This window comes from Mesorhizobium sp. M1295 (assembly GCF_040318135.1).
In the GTDB taxonomy this organism is placed as follows: Bacteria; Pseudomonadota; Alphaproteobacteria; order Rhizobiales; family Rhizobiaceae; genus Mesorhizobium.
In genome coordinates, this window is sequence record NZ_JAMYLU010000015.1 from 150,346 (window position 1) to 169,113 (window position 18,768).

General features: G+C 63.2%; 19 protein-coding genes and 1 pseudogene. 9 read left to right on the forward strand and 11 right to left on the reverse strand.

Annotated features, from left to right (window positions below):
* Nucleotides 1-2: 2 nt before the first annotated feature.
* Together NKH29_RS21010 and NKH29_RS21015 are read right to left on the reverse strand one after the other, a co-directional pair.
* Nucleotides 3-911, reverse strand: coding sequence for a ribokinase (locus NKH29_RS21010; RefSeq protein ID WP_023718970.1), 909 nt, complete (start codon nucleotides 909-911; stop codon nucleotides 3-5).
* A gap of 112 nt (nucleotides 912-1,023) precedes the next feature.
* On the reverse strand, nucleotides 1,024-1,917 hold the full coding sequence (locus tag NKH29_RS21015) for a methylated-DNA--[protein]-cysteine S-methyltransferase (protein ID WP_352717399.1): 894 nt from the start codon (nucleotides 1,915-1,917) through the stop codon (nucleotides 1,024-1,026).
* Nucleotides 1,918-2,012: 95 nt separating this feature from the next.
* Here NKH29_RS21015 and NKH29_RS21020 point away from each other — a divergent pair.
* Nucleotides 2,013-2,333, forward strand: a pseudogene (locus tag NKH29_RS21020) (hypothetical protein); the annotation flags it as partial.
* A 69-nt stretch (nucleotides 2,334-2,402) separates the two neighbouring features.
* Nucleotides 2,403-2,846, forward strand: coding sequence for a hypothetical protein (locus NKH29_RS21025; protein ID WP_352856895.1), 444 nt, complete (start codon nucleotides 2,403-2,405; stop codon nucleotides 2,844-2,846).
* 3 nt (nucleotides 2,847-2,849) lie between these two features.
* Here the strand turns inward: NKH29_RS21025 and NKH29_RS21030 are convergent, their stop codons facing one another.
* Nucleotides 2,850-3,344, reverse strand: a complete 495-nt coding sequence (locus NKH29_RS21030) for a DUF2244 domain-containing protein (protein WP_353000509.1) — start codon at nucleotides 3,342-3,344, stop codon at nucleotides 2,850-2,852.
* 22 nt (nucleotides 3,345-3,366) lie between these two features.
* On the opposite strand from NKH29_RS21030, the gene nth reads away from it, so the two are divergent.
* A complete protein-coding gene (gene nth / locus NKH29_RS21035) occupies nucleotides 3,367-4,188 on the forward strand; it encodes an endonuclease III (protein WP_353000511.1) in 822 nt (273 codons plus the stop codon).
* A gap of 34 nt (nucleotides 4,189-4,222) precedes the next feature.
* On the opposite strand, the gene NKH29_RS21040 is transcribed toward nth, so the two are convergent.
* The 4 genes from NKH29_RS21040 to NKH29_RS21055 all read right to left on the reverse strand — a co-directional run bounded on the left by NKH29_RS21040 (nucleotide 4,223) and on the right by NKH29_RS21055 (nucleotide 7,905).
* Nucleotides 4,223-5,734 carry a tripartite tricarboxylate transporter permease gene (locus tag NKH29_RS21040; protein WP_023718975.1) on the reverse strand — a complete coding sequence of 504 codons (1,512 nt, stop codon included), beginning with the start codon at nucleotides 5,732-5,734 and terminating at the stop codon, nucleotides 4,223-4,225.
* Nucleotides 5,735-5,743: 9 nt separating this feature from the next.
* A complete protein-coding gene (locus NKH29_RS21045) occupies nucleotides 5,744-6,211 on the reverse strand; it encodes a tripartite tricarboxylate transporter TctB family protein (protein ID WP_023718976.1) in 468 nt (155 codons plus the stop codon).
* A 76-nt stretch (nucleotides 6,212-6,287) separates the two neighbouring features.
* On the reverse strand, nucleotides 6,288-7,265 hold the full coding sequence (locus NKH29_RS21050) for a tripartite tricarboxylate transporter substrate-binding protein (RefSeq protein ID WP_353000512.1): 978 nt from the start codon (nucleotides 7,263-7,265) through the stop codon (nucleotides 6,288-6,290).
* A 184-nt stretch (nucleotides 7,266-7,449) separates the two neighbouring features.
* The gene (locus tag NKH29_RS21055; protein ID WP_352483580.1) at nucleotides 7,450-7,905 is read right to left on the reverse strand and encodes a DUF2214 family protein; all 456 of its coding nucleotides are present in this window, start codon (nucleotides 7,903-7,905) and stop codon (nucleotides 7,450-7,452) included.
* Between the two features lie 227 nt (nucleotides 7,906-8,132).
* On the opposite strand from NKH29_RS21055, the gene NKH29_RS21060 reads away from it, so the two are divergent.
* From NKH29_RS21060 to NKH29_RS21085, 6 genes are all read left to right on the forward strand, one after another.
* Complete coding sequence (locus NKH29_RS21060) at nucleotides 8,133-8,672, forward strand: GNAT family N-acetyltransferase (RefSeq protein WP_352483639.1); 540 nt, start codon at nucleotides 8,133-8,135, stop codon at nucleotides 8,670-8,672.
* A gap of 208 nt (nucleotides 8,673-8,880) precedes the next feature.
* Nucleotides 8,881-9,858, forward strand: a complete 978-nt coding sequence (locus NKH29_RS21065) for a Bug family tripartite tricarboxylate transporter substrate binding protein (RefSeq protein ID WP_352453995.1) — start codon at nucleotides 8,881-8,883, stop codon at nucleotides 9,856-9,858.
* Nucleotides 9,859-10,013: 155 nt separating this feature from the next.
* Complete coding sequence (locus NKH29_RS21070) at nucleotides 10,014-10,547, forward strand: tripartite tricarboxylate transporter TctB family protein (RefSeq protein WP_023718981.1); 534 nt, start codon at nucleotides 10,014-10,016, stop codon at nucleotides 10,545-10,547.
* Between the two features lie 4 nt (nucleotides 10,548-10,551).
* Complete coding sequence (locus NKH29_RS21075; RefSeq protein WP_352483579.1) at nucleotides 10,552-12,075, forward strand: tripartite tricarboxylate transporter permease; 1,524 nt, start codon at nucleotides 10,552-10,554, stop codon at nucleotides 12,073-12,075.
* 15 nt (nucleotides 12,076-12,090) lie between these two features.
* Nucleotides 12,091-13,275 carry a CaiB/BaiF CoA transferase family protein gene (locus NKH29_RS21080; RefSeq protein WP_352483578.1) on the forward strand — a complete coding sequence of 395 codons (1,185 nt, stop codon included), beginning with the start codon at nucleotides 12,091-12,093 and terminating at the stop codon, nucleotides 13,273-13,275.
* Between the two features lie 19 nt (nucleotides 13,276-13,294).
* Nucleotides 13,295-14,146 carry a citryl-CoA lyase gene (locus NKH29_RS21085; protein WP_352483577.1) on the forward strand — a complete coding sequence of 284 codons (852 nt, stop codon included), beginning with the start codon at nucleotides 13,295-13,297 and terminating at the stop codon, nucleotides 14,144-14,146.
* Between the two features lie 71 nt (nucleotides 14,147-14,217).
* Here the strand turns inward: NKH29_RS21085 and NKH29_RS21090 are convergent, their stop codons facing one another.
* From NKH29_RS21090 to NKH29_RS21105, 4 genes are all read right to left on the reverse strand, one after another.
* A complete protein-coding gene (locus NKH29_RS21090; RefSeq protein ID WP_352483576.1) occupies nucleotides 14,218-14,727 on the reverse strand; it encodes an NUDIX hydrolase in 510 nt (169 codons plus the stop codon).
* Nucleotides 14,728-14,853: 126 nt separating this feature from the next.
* Entirely contained in the window at nucleotides 14,854-15,159 is a 306-nt protein-coding gene (locus NKH29_RS21095; RefSeq protein ID WP_353000514.1) for a hypothetical protein, read from the reverse strand.
* Between the two features lie 147 nt (nucleotides 15,160-15,306).
* Complete coding sequence (locus NKH29_RS21100) at nucleotides 15,307-15,999, reverse strand: response regulator transcription factor (protein WP_023718987.1); 693 nt, start codon at nucleotides 15,997-15,999, stop codon at nucleotides 15,307-15,309.
* The gene (locus tag NKH29_RS21105) at nucleotides 15,996-18,734 is read right to left on the reverse strand and encodes a DUF4118 domain-containing protein (protein ID WP_352856904.1); all 2,739 of its coding nucleotides are present in this window, start codon (nucleotides 18,732-18,734) and stop codon (nucleotides 15,996-15,998) included. Before NKH29_RS21105 ends, NKH29_RS21100 begins: the two co-directional genes overlap by 4 nt.
* Nucleotides 18,735-18,768: the final 34 nt, after the last annotated feature.

The window sequence follows — 18,768 nt, forward strand, 5'->3', positions numbered from 1 at the left end:
CTTCAGCCGGCAGATGTCGGCATGGCGGCGTCGACATCCCTGGCCAGCGGGATGGCAGGCTGGGCGCCGGCTTTCAGGCAGGCCAGCGAACCGGCTGCGGCAGCGCGGGCAAGCGCCTGGTCGAGCGGCAGGCCTGCCGCCAGTCCGGCAGCAAAATAGCCGCAGAACGTGTCGCCGGCGCCGACCGTGTCGAGCGGAGTGATCTTCAGCGCCGGAACCATCAGGAGATCGTCCGGCGTCGCGGCGAGAACGCCGTCTGGGCCAAGCGTGACGACGATGGTGCGGCCAGTTCTCGAGGCATAGTCGCGCATCCGTGCCGGGCGGTCGCGGCCACTCAACGACAGCGCCTCACCATAGAGGTCGAACTCGGTCTCGTTGGCGACGAGATAGTCGGCCTTGCCGAGGAAGCCGGCCGCGTCGCCGTGGAAAGGTGCGGTGTTGAGCACGGTGACCGCGTTGGCCGTCCTTGCCGCGTCAAGCGCTGTCTCGACCGTTTGCAACGGGACCTCCAACTGCAGCAGCACGACATCGCCGTTTTTCAGGAAAGCCTTGGAAAGGTCACCCGGCACGACCGAATCATTGGCGCCCGCCACGACGGCGATCACGTTCTCGCCGTCGGCGCCGACCATGATCAACGCGGTACCCGTCGAGGCAAAGGTCTCGCCGACGCCGGACAGGTCGATCTTGCCGTCGCGCAGCAGCGCCAAAGCCTCGCCGGCGAAGCTGTCCTTGCCGACCGCGCCGACCATGCGCACCTTGGCGCCGGCGCGGGCGGCGGCCAGCGCCTGGTTGGCTCCCTTGCCGCCGGGGGCGGTGGCGAAACCGGAGCCGCGCACCGTTTCGCCGGGACCGGGCAAGCGGTCGACACTGGCGATGAGGTCGAGATTGATGGAACCGATGACGACGATCAAGAAGTGCCTCCCGCTAGCGCATGTCACTCTAATTGCGCGGGAAGCTACTCCGTAAGATCGCTGCTTGTCACCCTCGGGGCCCTTCGCTCCTATCGTTCCATTCGTTGGCTATTCAAGAAGAGACTTGTCCCGCCTCCCAGCCGAGGATGGCGCGTTTGCGCGTCAGGCCCCAATGGTAGCCGGTGAGCGCGCCGGACTTGCCGAGAGCCCGGTGGCACGGCACGACGAAGGACATCGGATTGGCACCGACCGCGGCACCGACAGCCCGGCTGGCGCTCGGTGCGCCGATGCGCGCGGCGATCGAGGAATAGGTGCAGGCCTTGCCCATCGGAATGCGCAGCAAGGCCTCCCAGACGCGGACCTGGAAGTCGGTGCCGATCATGACGACGCGCAGCGGCTGGTCGGCGCGCCACAGCGTCGGATCGAAGATGCGCGCGGCATAGGGCGCCGTCGCCGCCATGTCCTCGACATAGGTCGCATTCGGCCAGCGGCTGGACATGTCGGCAAAGGTCGCGCGCTCGCCGCCGGGGTCGTTGAAGGCGAGGCCGGCAAGGCCGCGGTCCGTCACCATGATCAAAGCGATGCCGAAAGGCGAGATATGATAGCCGTAGCGGATGGTGAGCCCTGCGCCGCGGGTCTTGTAGTCGCCCGGCGACATCGCTTCATGGGTGACGAACAGATCGTGCAGCCGGCCTGGGCCGGACATGCCGAGTTCGAACGAAGTTTCCAGCAGCGGCATGCCGGAATCCAGCAGTTTGCGCGCATGATCGAGGGTGACGGCCTGCAGAAAAGCCTTCGGCGACAGGCCGGCCCAGCGGGTGAACAGCTTCTGCAGCCCGGTCGGCGTCTCGCCGACCTCCTCGGCCAGCACTTCCAACGAAGGCTGGTCGCGATAGTCGAGGCTGATCTTTTCGATGGCACGACGGACGATTTCGTAGTCGCCGCCTTCAGGCGTGATGTCTTTCTGAAGGATTGCTGTCGTTTTGAGAGGCATTTGGGCGTTCATGGTAGTATCTCCTTGAGTGCGAATATCGTCCTTCGCGGCGCCGATCACCACCCGAAACTTGCTTTCCCGCAGCATGTACCCAGATAGAGTTGGCTTTGAATGGGGAGGACAATCATGGCCGGCGAGAAGATGCAGCTGACCAAGGAAAAAGAAACGCTGCTGATCACCGTCTACGGCAAGGCGCTGGAAAGCCGGCTTCCCAACTCGCTGCTGAAAGACCGCTTTGCGGACGAGGCGGTTCGCCGCATCGACTACGATTTCTCGCGGCTCAAGGTCGACAACAATCTCGGCGTCGGTCTGGCGATCCGGCCAAGACGCTGGACGACTGGGTTTCGGCTTTTCTGGCGAACAACCCGAACGCCATTGTACTGCATCTCGGCTGCGGGCTGGACACACGAATATTCCGTATCGACCCGCCAGCCGGCGTCGACTGGTTCGACGTCGACTACGCCGAAGTCATCGAGCTCAGGCGCAAGCTCTACCCGATGCGCGAGCATTACCACCTGATCGGATCATCCGTCACGGAGCCTGGCTGGTTGGATGAAGTGCCCGGCGATCGCCCGGCGATGGTCGTGGCGGAGGGCCTGACCCCCTACCTTGCCGCTGACGAGGGCCCAAGACTGGTTTCGCGGCTTGTGTCGCATCTGGCCAGCGGCGAATTTATCTGCGATGCCTACAGCGACCTGGGTCTAAAGCTCGTGCGCCTCAACCGGTCGTTCCGCGCCACCGGAGCCGAACTCCACTGGGCGATCAACGATCCGCGCGACTTGGAACGGTCAGTGCCCGGCCTGCGGTTGGTCGAGGAAACGATGGCGTACAAACCCGAACATGCCGCCCGTGTGAGCTGGTTCGCCGGACTGGTCTTTCGCCTCTGGAGCCACGTTCCGGCTCTTCGGAGGGTCGGCAGGCTGTTGAGATTTCGGTTTTGATCGTCAGCGCGCCTTGGCGGTCGCCAGAGCGCGCGAAAATGCGGTGGCAAAACTTTCGCGGTCGTCGGGGTTGAGGAAGCCACCGAGCGAGACTGTTTTTCCTTGCGCCTCGACCGCCATTCTGGTGATGCCGATTTCGGTGTGGCGGGCGATCGAAAAGCGTGCCCAGAACGGATTGAAGCGATGTGCTTCCGATTTGCCTGACGGGGCAGTCTTGCGGATATCGAGGCTGGTGCGAGACACCGACACCTCCTCGCGAGCCCGAGCGGCACGATAATTGGCGCGGAAGGCGATATAGATGGCAATAACATCGAGGCCGAAGAAGCCGAACACCGGCCAGGCGCCGCGCGACAGGAAAAACGCTCCGGTCACCAGCCACCCGAACAGGAATGCGCCCATCAGGATGACAAAGCCGGTCTTGCCCAGCGACCGGTGCGGTATCAGCAGCGCCTGGAAGAATGGCTCGTCGGCCTGAAATGAGGCGTTTGTGTCGCTCATTACAGAATATTATAGGAAAGCAATGACAAGCCCCAAGTCCAAAAACTCTTCGGCGCTAAAAAAAGACCTGTTGCCCGGCCGCCGCGACGGCTCGAACGCCAAGCCGCGTCCGCGGCCGGCGAGGTCGCGGGCGCTTTACAGCCCGGCCGAGGTGCATGAGATTTTCCGGCGCTTTTCCGTTCAGCGGCCGGAACCGAGAGGCGAACTCGAACATATCAACGCCTTCACGCTGCTGGTGGCGGTGGTGCTTTCGGCGCAGGCGACGGACGCCGGCGTCAACAGGGCGACGCGGGCGCTGTTCAAGATCGCCGACACGCCGCAGAAAATGCTGGCGCTGGGCGAGACCAGGCTCGGCGACCATATCCGCACTATCGGGCTGTGGCGCAACAAGGCCAAGAATGTCATCGCGTTGTCGGAAGCCCTGATCCGCGACCACGGCGGCAAGGTGCCCGATGATCGCGATCAACTGGTCGAGCTGCCGGGTGTCGGCCGCAAGACCGCCAATGTCGTGCTCAACGTCGCCTTCGGCCAGCATACGATGGCGGTCGACACGCACATCTTCCGCATCGGCAACAGGCTCGGCCTGGCGCCGGGCAAGACGCCGGAACAGGTCGAGCAAGGATTCCTGAAGATCATTCCGGACGAATATATGCGACATGCGCATCATTGGCTGATCCTGCACGGCCGCTATGTCTGCAAGGCGCGTAAGCCGGATTGCCCTGCCTGCGTCATCGCCGATATCTGCAAGGCCAAGGAAAAGACGACCAGCGTGCCTGCACCACTGGTCGAGATCGCGCCGCTCGGGCCAGTAGAGGCGGCTACTGAATCAGTGCCAGCCAAGTGACTCTGAAGTTCCTCCTATGTGGCGCCATCCACGTTCAGGAGCTCTCTTCGACAAACACCTCCTCGCGCTTCTTCCTGACCGCGGGGAGAAACACGATGACGAGCACGGCGAGCGCGATGAGGAGCAGGCTGGCGCTGATCGGTCTCGTCACGAAGGTACTCGGATCGCCGCGAGAGAGGATCATGGCGCGGCGCAGGTTTTCCTCGAGCAGCGGGCCGAGCACGAAGCCAAGCAGCAGCGGCGCGGGTTCGCAGCGCAGCTTGGTCAGGAGATAGCCAAGCAAGCCGAAGAGTGCGACTGCATAGAGGTCGTAGACGTTGGTGTTGACGCTGTAAACGCCGATCGAGCAGAACGCCATGATGATCGGGAAGAGCACGTAATACGGGATCGTAAGCAGTTTCACCCAAAGCCCGATTAGCGGCAGATTCAAGACGATCAGCATCAGATTGCCGATCCACATCGAGGTGATGATACCCCAAAACAGTGCAGGCTGTTCGATCGCAACATTGGGGCCGGGTACGATGCCCTGGATGATCATCGCGCCGATCATCAGCGCCATTACCGGGTTGGCCGGAATGCCGAGCGTCAGCATCGGGATAAAGGAGGTTTGTGCGCCGGCATTGTTGGCCGATTCCGGTCCGGCGACGCCTTCGATTGCGCCTTTGCCGAATTCCCCCGGACTTTTCGAGACACGTTTTTCGACGGTGTAGGAGGCAAAGGCGGCAAGGATCGCGCCGCCTCCCGGCAGGATGCCGAGCGCCGAACCGATGATTGTTCCGCGCACGATGGGGGCCGCCATGCGCCGAAAATCTTCGCGGGTCGGCATAAGGCCGGAGATCTTTCGGATCAGCACGGAACGCTCATGCTCGTTTTCGAGGTTGCGCAGTATCTCGGCGACGCCGAAGACACCGACCGCCACTGCGACGAAATTCAGCCCGTCGGCATATTCGCGGATGCCGAGCGTGAAGCGGGGCGTGCCGGTGTAGATATCCGTGCCGACAAGTCCGAGCAGCAGGCCGAGCACGACCATGGCCAGTGCCTTGACGATCGAGCCGTGGGCGAGCGCGACGGACGAGACCAGGCCGACAATCATCAGCGAAAAATACTCGGCTGCGCCGAATCTCAGCGCTATCGCCGTCAGCGGTGGGGCAAAGATGGCGACGAGGAACGTCGACACCGTGCCGGCAAAGAACGAGCCTATCGCCGCGGTCGCCAGTGCCGCCCCGGCGCGACCGTTCCTGGCCATTTGGTAGCCGTCGATGGCGGTGACGGCCGACGAAGATTCGCCGGGCATGTTGATGAGGATGGCGGTAGTCGAACCGCCATACTGCGCGCCGTAATAGATGCCGGCGAGCATGATGAGGGAGGAAACCGGATCGCCGATCTGGAAGGTGATCGGCAACAGCATGGCAATGGTTGCGGTGGCGCCGATGCCGGGCAGGACACCAATCAGCGTGCCGAGAAGGACGCCGATCAGGCAGAAACCGAGGTTTGCCAAAGATGTGGCCGTCGAAAAGCCGAGTGCGAGATTGTTGAGGAGTTCCATTTCATCTCCTCACAATGATAGGGGCAGCCACGGGCCGAAACGCCGGAACGGCAGGCCGAGTGCGTAGCTGAAGACGACGAATGCGAACAGCGTCAGGCCGGCCGACAGCACGAGCGCGGTCAGCGGCTTCATACGGCCGCTGCCGAACGATGCGATTAGCGCCGTCAGGAAGATCGAGGGGATAAAGCCGAGGCCGCGCACCGTCAGGCCGAAGAAGATCGGAGCGGGCAGAATGAACAGCATGCCGCGCCACGCGATGTGGCCGATCGGGTCGCTCTCGAAACGCACCGCTTGGACGAGGATGACGGCGCCAAGCAGGATCAGCACGATCGCCAGCACCAGCGGGAAATAGCCCGGTCCCATACGGAAGGCGGTGCCGATTTCGAGGCCGAGCGACTGCAGCGCGAAAAATGCGCCGAGGAAGATGAACAGCGCTGCGCAAATGCCGTTGGTTCTGTCGATTGCGAACGGTTTCATGACGTCCTCCCGGGCCGCGCCGCGGGCTTGCCCATGCCGTGTAAAAACGGGGCGCTGGTGGCGCCCCGTTCAAGCTTTAGTCGGCGTACTGGCCGGCCGCTTCGATGATAGGCTTCCACCGCGCGATCTCACTTTCCAGCTTGGCCTTGAGCGCGGCCGGCGTGGCGTCGGCCTCGGGCGACGGCTTGGTGCCGAGTTCGGCAAAGCGGGCGACGACGTTCTGATCCTTCAGCGCCACCTGCAGCGATTTCGACAGGCGCTCGGTGATCTCGGCCGGCGTGCCCTTGGGTGCATAGATTCCGTGCCAGATGCCGACCTGCACCTGCGGAAGGCCGGCTTCCGTCGTTGTCGGCACGTCCGGAAGCACGTCGAGGCGTTGCGCCGAGGTTACGGCATAGCCCTTGATCGTGCCGCCCTGGATCTGCTTGGTGGTGTTGGTCGTCTGGTCGCACATGATGTCGACCTGGCCGCCGAGAAGGTCGGTCATGGCCGGGCCAGTGCCTTTGTAGGGAACGGTGACCAGCGGCGTGCCGATGGCGCTCATGAACAGCATGCCGCACAGTTGCGAGGCCGCGCCTATCCCGGCATTGGCGACGGTGACGGTGTCCTTGTTGGCCTTGGCATAGTCGACCAGTCCCTTCAGATCGGTCGGCTCGAGATCCTTGCGGCCGACGATGGTCATCGGCACTTCTGTGACGAGACCGATATATTCGAACGCGTTCAGCGTGTCGTAGGCGAGGTTCCTATACAGCGTCGCGCTGGTCGCCATGCCGATGTGATGCAGGAGCAGCGTATAGCCGTCAGGATCGGCATTCGCGACGCGGCCGGCGCCTAGCGTGCCGCCGGCGCCGCCGACATTCTCGACGATGACCTGCTGGCCGAGGTCCTTCGACATGGCTTCCGCGACAAGACGCGTGACGGTGTCGGTTGGGCCGCCGGCCGAAAACGGCACGACAACGGTGATGGTGCGTTCGGGGTACGTCTGCGCGCCCGCGGCCAACGGGTAAAGCATGGCGACCGCAACGGCAGCCAGCGCGGCGACGAATTTTCTCATCGTGATTTCCTCCCAGAATACGAATTACCAACCGCTGCGCGGAGTTCCTCTCAAACCGAATGTAGATGGAGCAATAACTAGCGCAACCCGACAAATGACAATCGCCTCAAACGGCAAACTGCACGTTTGTCCGCGCAAATGAGTGGAAAGGTCGGGCCGCGCGATGCCCTTCCTCCGACCTATCTTAATAGCCGTAGCCGCGCGCCATCGCCGCCGCGAACACCGGGATCAACAGGAAGATGAATGCCTCGGTGCGGACATAGGTGCGAACGGACGCTAGCTCCGCCGCAGGCACCTGGAAGCCGGGACTGGCGCTCGCCTGCCTGCTCCAGGACAGGAATCGGACGGTCGGGATAATCGACAACAGGCCGACAATTGCGAAAGCGGCCATCTTTGCCCAGAACATCCAGTTGTAGACGTAGAATTCCCAGCCCTTGAGACCATAGATGACGCGGCCGATGCCGACGACGATGATCAGCATGGCAATGATGCCGTAATGGCGATCGATACCGACAAGCCGCTTCAGCGTCGCGGCGGACAGGTCGCTGCGGATCAGGACGAATTCGGCGCCGATGATGCCTGCCAGCGAAAACACCAGCAGATGATGGAAGATGGTAAGCACAAGGTCGGTGGTGTCCATGCTGTTTCCCCTCTGTCGGACGGCAGCGCCGAAACCGAACGCAGTGAACCAAATACTGGCGAAAAACTAACACCGCTTGGCGGGATTCACATCAGCCTGGAAGATGATCTACACAGCCTTGGTTCTTGTTTTACGCAACGGATTTTGATTCCCCATTTTATGCATGTCGCTGTCCTAACCGTTGGATGACCGGCATTAGGCACCGGCAACACAACCGAGGCATGACCATGACCAGTCCGCAGACGATTGTCGCCCCAGTGATTGAGACCTCTCGCACGGTCCTGCGACCGCACCGGCTGGACGATTTCGACGCCTATGTCGCAATGTGGGCCGATCCCGTCGTCACCCGTTTTATCGGCGGCAAGCCGCGCACGCGGGAGGAAAGCTGGATGCGTTTCCTGCGCCATGCCGGCCTGTGGTCGCTTCTGGGCTACGGCTTCTGGGCGGTCGAGGAAAAGGCGACCAGCCGCTTCATCGGCGAGGCCGGCTTCCACGATCTGAAACGCGACATGACGCCGTCGATCGAGGGCATTCCGGAGGCCGGATGGGCTCTGGTTTCGGGCGTGCATGGCCAGGGGTTGGCCAGCGAAGTCGTCGCACGGGTGCTTGCCTGGGGCGATGAGGCATTTGCAGCCGCGAAGACCGTCTGCATCATCGATCCGGAAAACACCGGCTCGCTGAACGTCGCGGCAAAATGCGGTTATGGCGAAGTGCTGCGAACCGTCTATCAAGACAAGCCGACCATCCTGCTGCAGCGGCAGCCCTGACCGATGCTGTCTGGGCACTGCCTGCCACATCGTAGTCGGGCGTCGAGTTCGCCAGCCTGAACATCGCACGGGCCGATTGTGGCGCATGGGGAGTGTTCTGTCTTTGACAGGATGACGCAAACTCTGCATGAATTTTATCGAGCGGGTCTGAATTCAGGCTACGTTTCTGGCAGGCACCGGAGGAGGTGTCGCGATTTGGAGGAATCCCATGCTGAACAGACGCAGATTCTTGATGAGCACCGCGGCGGCAGGTGCTGCCGGGCTCGCGGCATCGCATTTTATCCCCGCTTTCGCGCAGGACGCACCGCAGCTGCAGATTTTCGTGCCGGCGGCGCCGGGCGGCGGCTGGGACCAGACGGCGCGCGCCATGGACCAGGTGCTGCGCAGTGAAAAGCTGATCTCCGGCTCGCAGATCACCAATGTCGGCGGCGCCGGTGGCACCGTCGGCCTGCCGCAGTTCGTCAACCAGTGGAAGGGCAAGGGCAATGCGCTGATGGTGGCTGGCATGGTCATGGTCGGCGCCATCATCGCCAACAAGGCGGCCAACAACCTTACCGAGGTCACCCCGATCGCCCGCCTTACCGGCGAGTTCGAGGCGCTTGTGGTGCCGGCCGCCTCGCCGTTCAAGACTGCGGCCGACTTCGTTGCCGCCCTCAAGGCCGACCCGACGCAGGTTCCAGTCGCCGGCGGTTCGGCCGGCGGCTCGGACCACATCTTGTTCGGCCTCATCGCCAAGACCGTCGGTGTTCCTGCAACCAACCTGTCCTATGTGCCGTTCGCCGGCGGCGGCGAGGCGCTGTCGGCGCTGCTCGGCAACCAGGTCGCGGCCGGCATCTCGGGCTATGGCGAGTTCGCCGAACAGGTCAAGGCGGGCGCGCTGCGGCTGCTGGCGATATCTGCCGACAAACGCCAGGAGGGCATCGATGCTCCGACCATGAAGGAAGCCGGCATCGACGTCGAGCTGTTCAACTGGCGCGGCGTCTTCGCGCCGCCCGGCGTCTCGGACGCCGACAAGGCAGCAATGATCAAGCTGATCGAGACGATGGCCAAGAGCGACGCCTGGGCCACCGAATGCAAGAACCGCAACTGGACGCAGATCCTGCTCACCGGTGACGACTATGCGAAATTCGTCGCCGAAGACACGGCCCGCATCGGGACGATCCTCAAGGACCTCGGCCTGGCGTGATGCTCTCGGCAAGGGGCGGCCTGCGCCAACCCTTGCCGACTTTCGCCAGCCGCATGGACATACGCGGCGCCGGAGGTGAAACTACGCCGAGATCGGCCGAGTGAGACCGGTCCAAGGAGAACCGGCCCCAAGGGACCGACATTGGGAGGACGATGATGAGCACCAGCGACCAGCAGGCGCCGCCGCGCCTTGCAGTGCCCGAACTGCTGATCGGCGTTGGGCTCCTCGCCTGTGCGGGTGCGGTTGCCTGGCAGACGCTGGCAATCCCGGTGTCGCCGCTCTATTCCAAGGTCGGTCCGACCGTCTTTCCCTACATCACCATGACGGGGATGGTGATCCTGTCGCTGCTGCTCATCATTGCCGCCTTGCGGGGCGGATGGCAGCCGGAGGACGAAAAGGAGACGCCGACCGACTGGAAGGCGATGGGCATCGTCGTCCTCGGACTGATCGCCAACCTCGTGCTGATCCAGCCGCTCGGCTTTACCGCCGCATCTGTCATCATGTTCGTTCTCATCTGCCACGGTTTCGGCAGCCGGCGTCCGCTGCGTGACGTGCTGCTCGGTCTGATCCTGGCGCTGGCCGCCTATTTCGGCTTTGCCAGGGCACTCGGCGTCAATATCGGCGCCGGCTTCATCGAAAACCAGCTGAACGCGATCGTCGATTCGGTCGTTGCCGTGCTGAGGGGCTGACGCCATGGAAACGCTCGGCCATCTCGCGCACGGATTTTCGGTCGCCTTCTCGCCGATCAATCTCATATGGTGCCTGGTCGGCACCACGCTGGGGACTGCGATCGGCGTGCTGCCCGGCCTCGGGCCGGCATTGACCATCGCGTTGCTGTTGCCGATCACCTACCAGGTGGCGCCGGAGGCGTCGTTCATCCTGTTTGCCGGCATCTATTACGGCGCCATGTATGGCGGCTCGACGACATCGATCCTGCTCAACACGCCTGGCGAAAGCGCCACTATCGTCACCGCGCTGGAAGGCAACCGGATGGCCCGCTCCGGCCGTGGCGGTGCGGCCTTGGCAACCTCGGCGATCGGCTCCTTCGTCGCCGGCACGCTGGGCACGATCGGCGTTGCCTTCCTGGCGCCGATCGTCGTCAAATTCGCGCTGGCTTTCGGTCCGGCCGAATATTTCTCGCTGATGGTGCTGGCCTTCATCACGGTTTCGGCGGTGCTCGGCTCGTCGTCGGTGCGCGGCCTGACCAGCCTGTTCGTCGGCTTCGTCGTCGGCATGATAGGCGTCGATCTGCAGACGGGGCAGCCGCGCTTCACCTTCGGCATGAGCGAATTGTTGGACGGCGTCGACGTCATCGTCGTCGCCGTTGGCCTGTTCGCCGTTGGCGAGACGCTTTACATGGCCTCGCGCCGCTATGCCGGCAAGGACGACATCGTGCCGTTGAAAGGGTCGCTCTACATGACCGCGGCTGAATGGTCGCGCTCGTGGAGGCCATGGCTGCGCGGCTCCCTGATCGGCTTCCCGATCGGCGCCATGCCGGCCGGCGGCGCCGAAATCCCGACCTTCCTCTCCTATGCCATCGAGAAGAAACTCTCCAGACACAAGGAGGAGTTCGGCACGGTCGGTGCCATCGAGGGCGTTGCCGGGCCGGAAGCGGCCAATAATGCATCCGCCGCCGGCGTGCTGGTGCCGATGCTGACGCTCGGCCTGCCGACCTCGGCGACGGCCGCGATCATGCTGTCGGCATTTCAGAGCTACGGCATCAATCCGGGGCCGCTGCTGCTGACGACGCAGGCCGACCTGGTGTGGGGGCTGATCGCCAGCCTGTTCATCGCCAATGTCATCCTCGTCGTCCTCAACCTGCCGCTGATCGGGCTCTGGGTGCGATTACTGAAGATTCCGGCGCCGCAGCTCTATGCCGGCATTCTGGTGTTCGCCACGGTCGGCACCTACGGCATTTCGCAATCGCCGATCGACCTCATCATCCTCTATCTGCTCGGTGCCGCCGGCTTCCTGATGCGGCGTTTCGATTTCCCGACCGCGCCAGTCATCATCGGCATGATTCTCGGGCCGCTTGCCGAAACGCAGTTCCGCCGCGCGATGACCATCTCGAACGGCGATTGGACGGTGTTCTACAAGCATCCGCTGTCGCTGACGCTGCTGACGCTGGCCTTCATCGGGTTGGTTGGACCGCATATCTGGGCTTACATCGAGCACAGGCGCATGCGCGGACCGGAGCACGTGCCGGGCGATGCCTGAGCTGTTCGTGACGTCATGACAGACCTGCTTTCCGGCATCCGCATCCTTGACCTGACCAATGTGCTGGCCGGCCCCTATTGCGCCTACCAGCTGGCATTGCTCGGGGCCGACGTCATCAAGGTCGAGACGCCGCAAGGCGGTGATCTGGCGCGCCAGCTTGGCGCCTCGCCGGAGCTCAACCGGGTGGGCATGGGCGCTTCGTTCCTGGCGCAGAATGCCGGCAAACGCTCGGTGGCGCTCGATCTCAAGCAGGAGGCCGACCGCGAACGCTTCCTCGATCTGGTCGCTTCGGCCGACGCGCTGGTCGAGAATTTCCGCCCCGGCGTCATGGACCGGCTGGGGCTTGGCCATGCCAGGCTGAAGGAGGTCCGGCCAAGCCTTGTCTATTGTGCGATATCGGGCTTCGGCCAGACCGGGCCGATGCGCGACAATCCAGCCTATGACCAGATCATCCAGGGTCTTTCCGGCATCATGAGCATCACCGGTACACCGGAAACGGCGCCGCTGCGTGTCGGCTATCCCGTCGCCGATACGCTTGGCGGGCTGGTCGGGGCGTTCGCCATTACCGCCGCGCTGGTCAAGCAGAAGACGACAGGCGAGGGTGCGTTCCTCGACGTCTCTATGCTCGAATGCACGCTTTCTGCGCTCGGCTGGCCGGTGTCGAACTATCTGACGGCGGACGTCGAGCCGCAGCCGATGGGCAATGAAAATATGACGGCCGCACCGTCTGGCGCGTTTCGCACCGGCGACGGCTTGCTCAACATCGCAGCCAACAAGCAGGAGCAGTTCGTCACACTGTGCCGGTTGATCGATCGGCCGGAGCTGGCGTCGGATGTCCGCTTTGCCGAGCGCGAAACGCGCAAGCAGAACCGCATTGCATTGAAAGCGCTGATCGAGGATGCCTTGGCGAGCGGCTCTGCCGCCGCCTGGGAGGAGACGTTCAATCGCGCCGGCGTGCCGGCAGGCCGGGTGCTGACAATCCCGCAGGTACTGCAAGAGCAACAGGTGATCCAGCGCGGCATGACGGCGCGCTTCCAGGCTGTGTCCGGGATGGACCGGCCGCTGACCGTGGTGCGCGGCGGCTTCATGGTCGATGGCGAGGCACCTTTGCCGAGCAGGCCGCCGCCGGGGCTCGGCGAGCATATGGACGAGGTTTTTGCCGGTTTGCCGCCACGCGCCAAGAAAAGAGCGAAGGTATGAGCGGCACGGAAAAGAAGGCATGAGCGACACGGAAAACAAGACTGGCCGCGCGCGCGGCGAGGAATGGTGGCAGACCGGCATCATCGAGATGCGGCCCGGCGTCATCCGGCTGCGCGGCTATGAGATCCAGGATCTGATCGGCCGCGTCAGCTTTCCGGCAATGATCTGGCTGATGCTGCGCGGCGAACTGCCGAGCGAGGAGCAGGCGGCGCTGCTTGGCATCGCGCTGGGTGCCGCCGTCGACCATGGGCCGCAGGCGCCGTCCATCGCCATCGCCCGCATGGCGATCACGTGCGGTGTCGGCATCAACAGCGCCATGGCGTCGGCCGTCAACGTGCTTGGCGACGTGCATGGAGGCGCCGGCGAACAGGCGCTCTCCTTCTACGGAGACATCGCCGCCGAACTGGACGCCGGCGTGCCGCTCGCGGACGCGGTGTCGGCGCGGGTTGATCGTGTCCTTGCTGGGGAAGACGGCTATGTGCCGGGGCTGGGCCACCGCTTCCACCCGGTCGACCCGCGGGCGCCGCGCCTCATCGAACTGACCCGCGACTTTGCCGCGCGCGGCGTCGTCAGCGGGCGCTTCGCCGACATCGCCGAGATGGTCGAGGCGGAAGTTGCGCGGGGCAAGGGCAAAAAAATCCCGCTCAATATCGACGGCGCCACGGCCGTCATCTACGGAGAGCTCGGCTTCCCGCCGCCGCTGACGCGAGGCCTTTTCGTACTGTCGCGCTCGGTCGGCATCCTGGCCCATGCATGGGAACAGTCGCAGGAAAGCGACCGCAACAAAGGGCCGCTGCCGCGCGAATGGCTGTGGGCCTATACCGGCACGCCGGCGCGGCCTTTGCCCGAGGAAGACGAAGGCAGTCAGTGAGATGTCGGTTCAAGCGACAGCGGAGGGCGCTGGAGCCAATTCCCGATAGAGTCGGGATAGACCCCCATGGTTTATTGAGCGTGATCTTTTCCGAAAGCCGGATTCTGCTTTTTGGGGGTATGCTCCAGCTCGGGACTCCTGATGTTCCTCACCAACGTCGAAAGATCCGGCTCGTCGATGAGCAGCGCCGCGTCGGCCGGTGCCAGCCATGCCCGCTGCCGCCTGTTGGCTTCTTGCCAGTCGGCAAGTTCCTCGGTTACCTCCAGCAAATAGACGACGACGTCGACGCGGACGAAGCGGTTCGCCAGCCGCTTCCAGTAGCAATAGGTGCCGGCCGGCTGTTTCAATATCCTGCCGAGGACGCCGGCTTCTTCCTGTGCTTCGATGGTGGCCGCCTTGCGACCGCCCTTGCCCTTCATCGGCCAGCCTTTCGGCACGATGAAGCGCCTCGTCGTTCGCGATGTGACGAGCATAACCTCGACATCGCCATGCTCGCTCAGCCGAAAGGGGATCGCCGCGACCTGGCGAATCCGGGCGCCCTTCCTTGCCTTACGGACGACCTTCTTTCTGCTGGCTGCCATTCAAAAATCCAGTCGAAGCGGTGCCCAAAGCACGAAGGGCAGCATTGCTAAATCCAAACCGCCTTCGATGTTATCTCAGGTGCGGCGGCATCCAAGCATAATAAGTCGGCTAAATAAATGAAAACGTTAGCGGCAAGTGCTGACAAAGCCGCTCCCTGACGGCAGCAACTGACAAGTCGGCTTCATCTGCGGCACCACCTGCGGTTGGGGCGCCGGGATTTGGCGGTCCTGCGCACGGTATTGCTGTTGCTGCTGCTGATATTGCTGCCGCTGCAGCCTGTTCTCCAGCATCTGCAACTGGTTTTGCTGGATCAATGCGTTGCGGTCGGCGGGGCTGACGATCTGTGCCGATGCGGCAGAATTTACGCCCGACAGCATCACCGTTGCCAGCATTGCCGACCCTAAAAACGTCAATAGACGAAGCTGTGACATTCATTAATTCCCGCACAAAACCGACCTCAGATTAATATAGGGGTTTTGCCCGGCGATGCCATGGCCGCCGCTGATTCGCGGCGAATTGCTACGTCGTCCTGCCGGCTTTGAGGAGGCATTGCGGTACGCGAGGCTGGCTCTCCCATTTCACTCGACTTCGCGCAGCCGATATCCGACGCCGGTCTCGGTGGTGATATAACGGGGCTGGTCGGGCATCTTTTCGATCTTTTGCCTGAGTTGCCGGACATAGACCCTGAGATATTGAACGTCGGTGGAATCGCCCCAGACCTGCTTCAGCAGGAATTGGTGGGTGAGAACCTTGCCGGCGTGCTGTACGAGGATGCGGAGGATGTCGTATTCCTTCGGCGAGAGCTTTATCTCCTTGTCCTCGACCTTGACGATGCGCTTCACCAGATCGACGGAGAGGTCGCCGGTGTGGAACACCGGTTTCTCACCCTGCTGCTGGAACTTGTGGCGCAGCGCCACGCGGATGCGTGCCACAAGCTCGTTCATACCGAACGGCTTGGTGACATAATCGTCGGCGCCGAGTTCGAGGGCCGAGACGATGCCGGCCTCATCAGTGCGGCTCGAAAGAATAACCACGGGAATGTCCAGGCCATCATCCCGCCATTTGCGCAGCAGCTCATGCCCGCTCATGCCGGGCAGGCCGAGATCGAGGAGGACCAGGTCCGGCTTTTCCGTCTCCATGAGTTCAATCGCCGCGCTGGCGTTCGGCGCCTCGCTGATCGCATAGCCTTGGCTGCCGAGCCCGACGCGAAGCAGTTTCCGGATCGGCGGCTCGTCGTCGACCACCAATATCCTGACGTCCAAATTCGTCATGACAGGTGGTCCATGTTTCGATCGTCAGCATCGGGTTCACCGACATCGGGGAGTTCTGCCGGCACCGGCATTCTTATGGTGAAAACCGCGCCCGAGCGGTCGGTCCTGTTCGCCGCCGAGAGCGTCCCGCCCATCGCTTCGATGAAGCCGCGGCAAATCGACAATCCGAGCCCGGTGCCGGCACGCACCTGGTCACCCTTGCGCACACGGTAGAAAGTGTCGAAAACGCGCTCCAGGTCCGCTGGCGGAATGCCTGGTCCCTCATCCATGATCTGCAGGATGACGCTGCCATTGTCGGCCCAGGCCTGCAGGCGGATCGTCGAACCTGGCGGCGCGTATTTTGCAGCATTGTCGAGGAGATTGAACAGCACCTGCTCGAACAGAACGGGGTCGAGCCGCAACATCGGCAGATCCGATGGAATATCGGTCTCGGTCTTATGCTCGCCGACGATTTTGCGGGCCCGATGCAGGGCTGAGCCGACAATGTCGCCGACATAGTGGAATGCATAATTCGGCTCCATCGTGCCGGATTCTATCTTGGTCATGTCGAGCAGATTGGCGATGAAGCGGTTCAGCCTTTCCGATTCATCAAGCACGGTCGACAGCAGTTCCGCCCGGTCCTGCTCGGGCAGTGCGGCCTCGAAGTCCCTGAGTGTTCCGGCCGCGCCCATGATGGCGGCAAGCGGCGTTTTCAAATCGTGGGAAATGGAGGTGAGCAAGGCCGAGCGCAGACGGTCTGCCTCGGCCGCAAGCTTGGCCCGGTCAACATCGGCGACGAGCTGGATGCGCTCGATGGCGACCGCCGCCTGGTCGGCGAGCGCATCGAGCAGACGTTGCTGCTCGGGTGTCAGCAGCGGACCTTGCTTGTCGTTGTCGAGGCCGACGACGCCCACCGCCGTGCGTCCGGTCCGCAAGGGCAGATAGAGGCGTTTTGCTCCGGGCAGCGTGTCGGCGCCGCGCCCGGCGGCGCGGTTATGCTCCCACGCCCAGCGGGCTGCTGCGATGTCGGCCTCGGCCAGCGTGTCGTCGGGTGGGTAGCCGGCTTTGACCGCGATTGTGCCGTCCTCGGGCAAAAGCAGCACTACGCGCAGCTTCAGCATCAAGGCGATCTGGAAGGCAGTGGCCCATAGCACGTCGTCCAGGGTACCGGCGCCGGCGAGCTTCTTTGAAAACTGATAGATGTCTTCCGTGGCGCGCGCCCGTGAGCTGGCAGCGATCGCTTGACGCTGCACCCGCGCCGTCAGATTGCTGGCGATAACGGCGACAACAAGGAAGACGGCAAGCGCAACGATGCTCTCCGGATCCCTGATCGTCAGTGTGTAGCGCGGCTCTAGGAAAAAGTAGTTGAATGCAAGGGCGCTGACGACACAGGCGTACAACGCTGGCCAGAGCCCGCCCATTACAGCCGATGTGAGCACCGCCAGCAGAAAGACAATGGCCAGATTGCGAACGTCGAGAAACTGGTCGAGAACAGTGCTGAAGGCCAGCGAGCCCATGACATAGGCTGTAGCTAGCAGGTAGGGCCTAACCTGAAACTGCTTCTGCTCGGTTGCCGCGCTGACATTTTTCGAGGGTGCGTCGGTGCCCTGGTCGGTTCCCGAAATTACATGGACGCTGATGTTGCCGGCGTCGCGGATGAGATCATAGGTGAGCGAGCCTTCGATCAATTCGCGCCAGCGTGATCGGGTCGGCCTGCCGATCACGATATGGGTGAAGTTGTTCGCCGTCGCATGGCGAACGATGTCTTGCGCGACATTCTGACCCGGAATGGTCGTCACCTCGGCACCGAGCTGCTCGGCAAGGCGCAACTGCGTCGCCAGCCGATCCTTGTCCTCCTCGGGCATGGCGGCTGAGCGAGGGGTGTCCACATGAAGCGCCGTCCAGGGGGCACGGAGGCGGTCGGCCAGCCTGCGCGCATAGCGTATGCGAGCCGCTCCGCCAGGACGCGCGTCGACGCAGACGAGAACCCTTTCTCCGGCCGCCCACGGTCCCGGGATCGCGTGTGCCTGCATATGGTTGAGCAACTGCTCATCGACCCGCTGGGCGGTGCGGCGAAGCGCCAACTCCCTGAGCGCCGTCAGATTGCCCGGCGAGAAATAGTTCTCGATGGCGCGCTGGGCGGTGTTGGGGAAGTAGACCTTGCCTTCCTCCAGCCGCTTGATCAGGTCGTCGGGGGTGAGGTCGATGATCTCGACATCGTCGGCTTGATCGATGATGGAGTCGGGGACGGTTTCACGCACCCTGACGCGTGTGATCTGGGCCACGACGTCGTTCAGGCTTTCGACGTGCTGGATGTTCAGTGTCGTGTAGACATCGATCCCGTGCGTCAGGATTTCCTGGACGTCGAGGTAGCGCTTGGGGTGGCGGCTGCCGGCGACGTTGGTGTGGGCGAGTTCGTCGACCAGAACCAGCGCCGGGCGCCGGGCGAGGATGGCGTCGAGATCCATCTCCTCGAGGATCCGCCCCTTGTAATCGATCTCAAGGCGAGGAATGACCTCGTAGCCTTCGACCAGCGTCTGGGTTTCCTTGCGGCCGTGCGTCTCGACGATGCCGATCACCACGTCGACTCCGTCGGCCAGCCTGGCGCGGCCTGACATCAGCATCTCGTAGGTCTTGCCGACACCGGGGGCGGCGCCGAGAAATATCCTCAGCCGACCGCGCTCCTCCCGCTCGGCGTGCGCGAGCAGCGCGTCGGGAGAAGGCCTGGTTTCGGCGGTGCGGCTGTCGTCTGGCATAAGGGTCAATCATGAACGGCGCCGGCTTCGGTGT

Bases quoted from the DNA above. Each gene is read 5' to 3' on its own strand.
- NKH29_RS21015 (WP_352717399.1), bottom strand. From the start codon at position 1,917: ATGAACGCCCAAATGCCTCTCAAAACGACAGCAATCCTTCAGAAAGAC.
- NKH29_RS21025 (WP_352856895.1), top strand. From the start codon at position 2,403: ATGCGCGAGCATTACCACCTGATCGGATCATCCGTCACGGAGCCTGGC.
- NKH29_RS21030 (WP_353000509.1), bottom strand. From the start codon at position 3,344: ATGAGCGACACAAACGCCTCATTTCAGGCCGACGAGCCATTCTTCCAG.
- nth (WP_353000511.1), top strand. From the start codon at position 3,367: ATGACAAGCCCCAAGTCCAAAAACTCTTCGGCGCTAAAAAAAGACCTG.
- NKH29_RS21040 (WP_023718975.1), bottom strand. From the start codon at position 5,734: ATGGAACTCCTCAACAATCTCGCACTCGGCTTTTCGACGGCCACATCT.
- NKH29_RS21045 (WP_023718976.1), bottom strand. From the start codon at position 6,211: ATGAAACCGTTCGCAATCGACAGAACCAACGGCATTTGCGCAGCGCTG.
- NKH29_RS21050 (WP_353000512.1), bottom strand. From the start codon at position 7,265: ATGAGAAAATTCGTCGCCGCGCTGGCTGCCGTTGCGGTCGCCATGCTT.
- NKH29_RS21055 (WP_352483580.1), bottom strand. From the start codon at position 7,905: ATGGACACCACCGACCTTGTGCTTACCATCTTCCATCATCTGCTGGTG.
- NKH29_RS21060 (WP_352483639.1), top strand. From the start codon at position 8,133: ATGACCAGTCCGCAGACGATTGTCGCCCCAGTGATTGAGACCTCTCGC.
- NKH29_RS21065 (WP_352453995.1), top strand. From the start codon at position 8,881: ATGCTGAACAGACGCAGATTCTTGATGAGCACCGCGGCGGCAGGTGCT.
- NKH29_RS21070 (WP_023718981.1), top strand. From the start codon at position 10,014: ATGAGCACCAGCGACCAGCAGGCGCCGCCGCGCCTTGCAGTGCCCGAA.
- NKH29_RS21075 (WP_352483579.1), top strand. From the start codon at position 10,552: ATGGAAACGCTCGGCCATCTCGCGCACGGATTTTCGGTCGCCTTCTCG.
- NKH29_RS21080 (WP_352483578.1), top strand. From the start codon at position 12,091: ATGACAGACCTGCTTTCCGGCATCCGCATCCTTGACCTGACCAATGTG.
- NKH29_RS21085 (WP_352483577.1), top strand. From the start codon at position 13,295: ATGAGCGACACGGAAAACAAGACTGGCCGCGCGCGCGGCGAGGAATGG.
- NKH29_RS21090 (WP_352483576.1), bottom strand. From the start codon at position 14,727: ATGGCAGCCAGCAGAAAGAAGGTCGTCCGTAAGGCAAGGAAGGGCGCC.
- NKH29_RS21095 (WP_353000514.1), bottom strand. From the start codon at position 15,159: ATGTCACAGCTTCGTCTATTGACGTTTTTAGGGTCGGCAATGCTGGCA.
- NKH29_RS21100 (WP_023718987.1), bottom strand. From the start codon at position 15,999: ATGACGAATTTGGACGTCAGGATATTGGTGGTCGACGACGAGCCGCCG.
- NKH29_RS21105 (WP_352856904.1), bottom strand. From the start codon at position 18,734: ATGCCAGACGACAGCCGCACCGCCGAAACCAGGCCTTCTCCCGACGCG.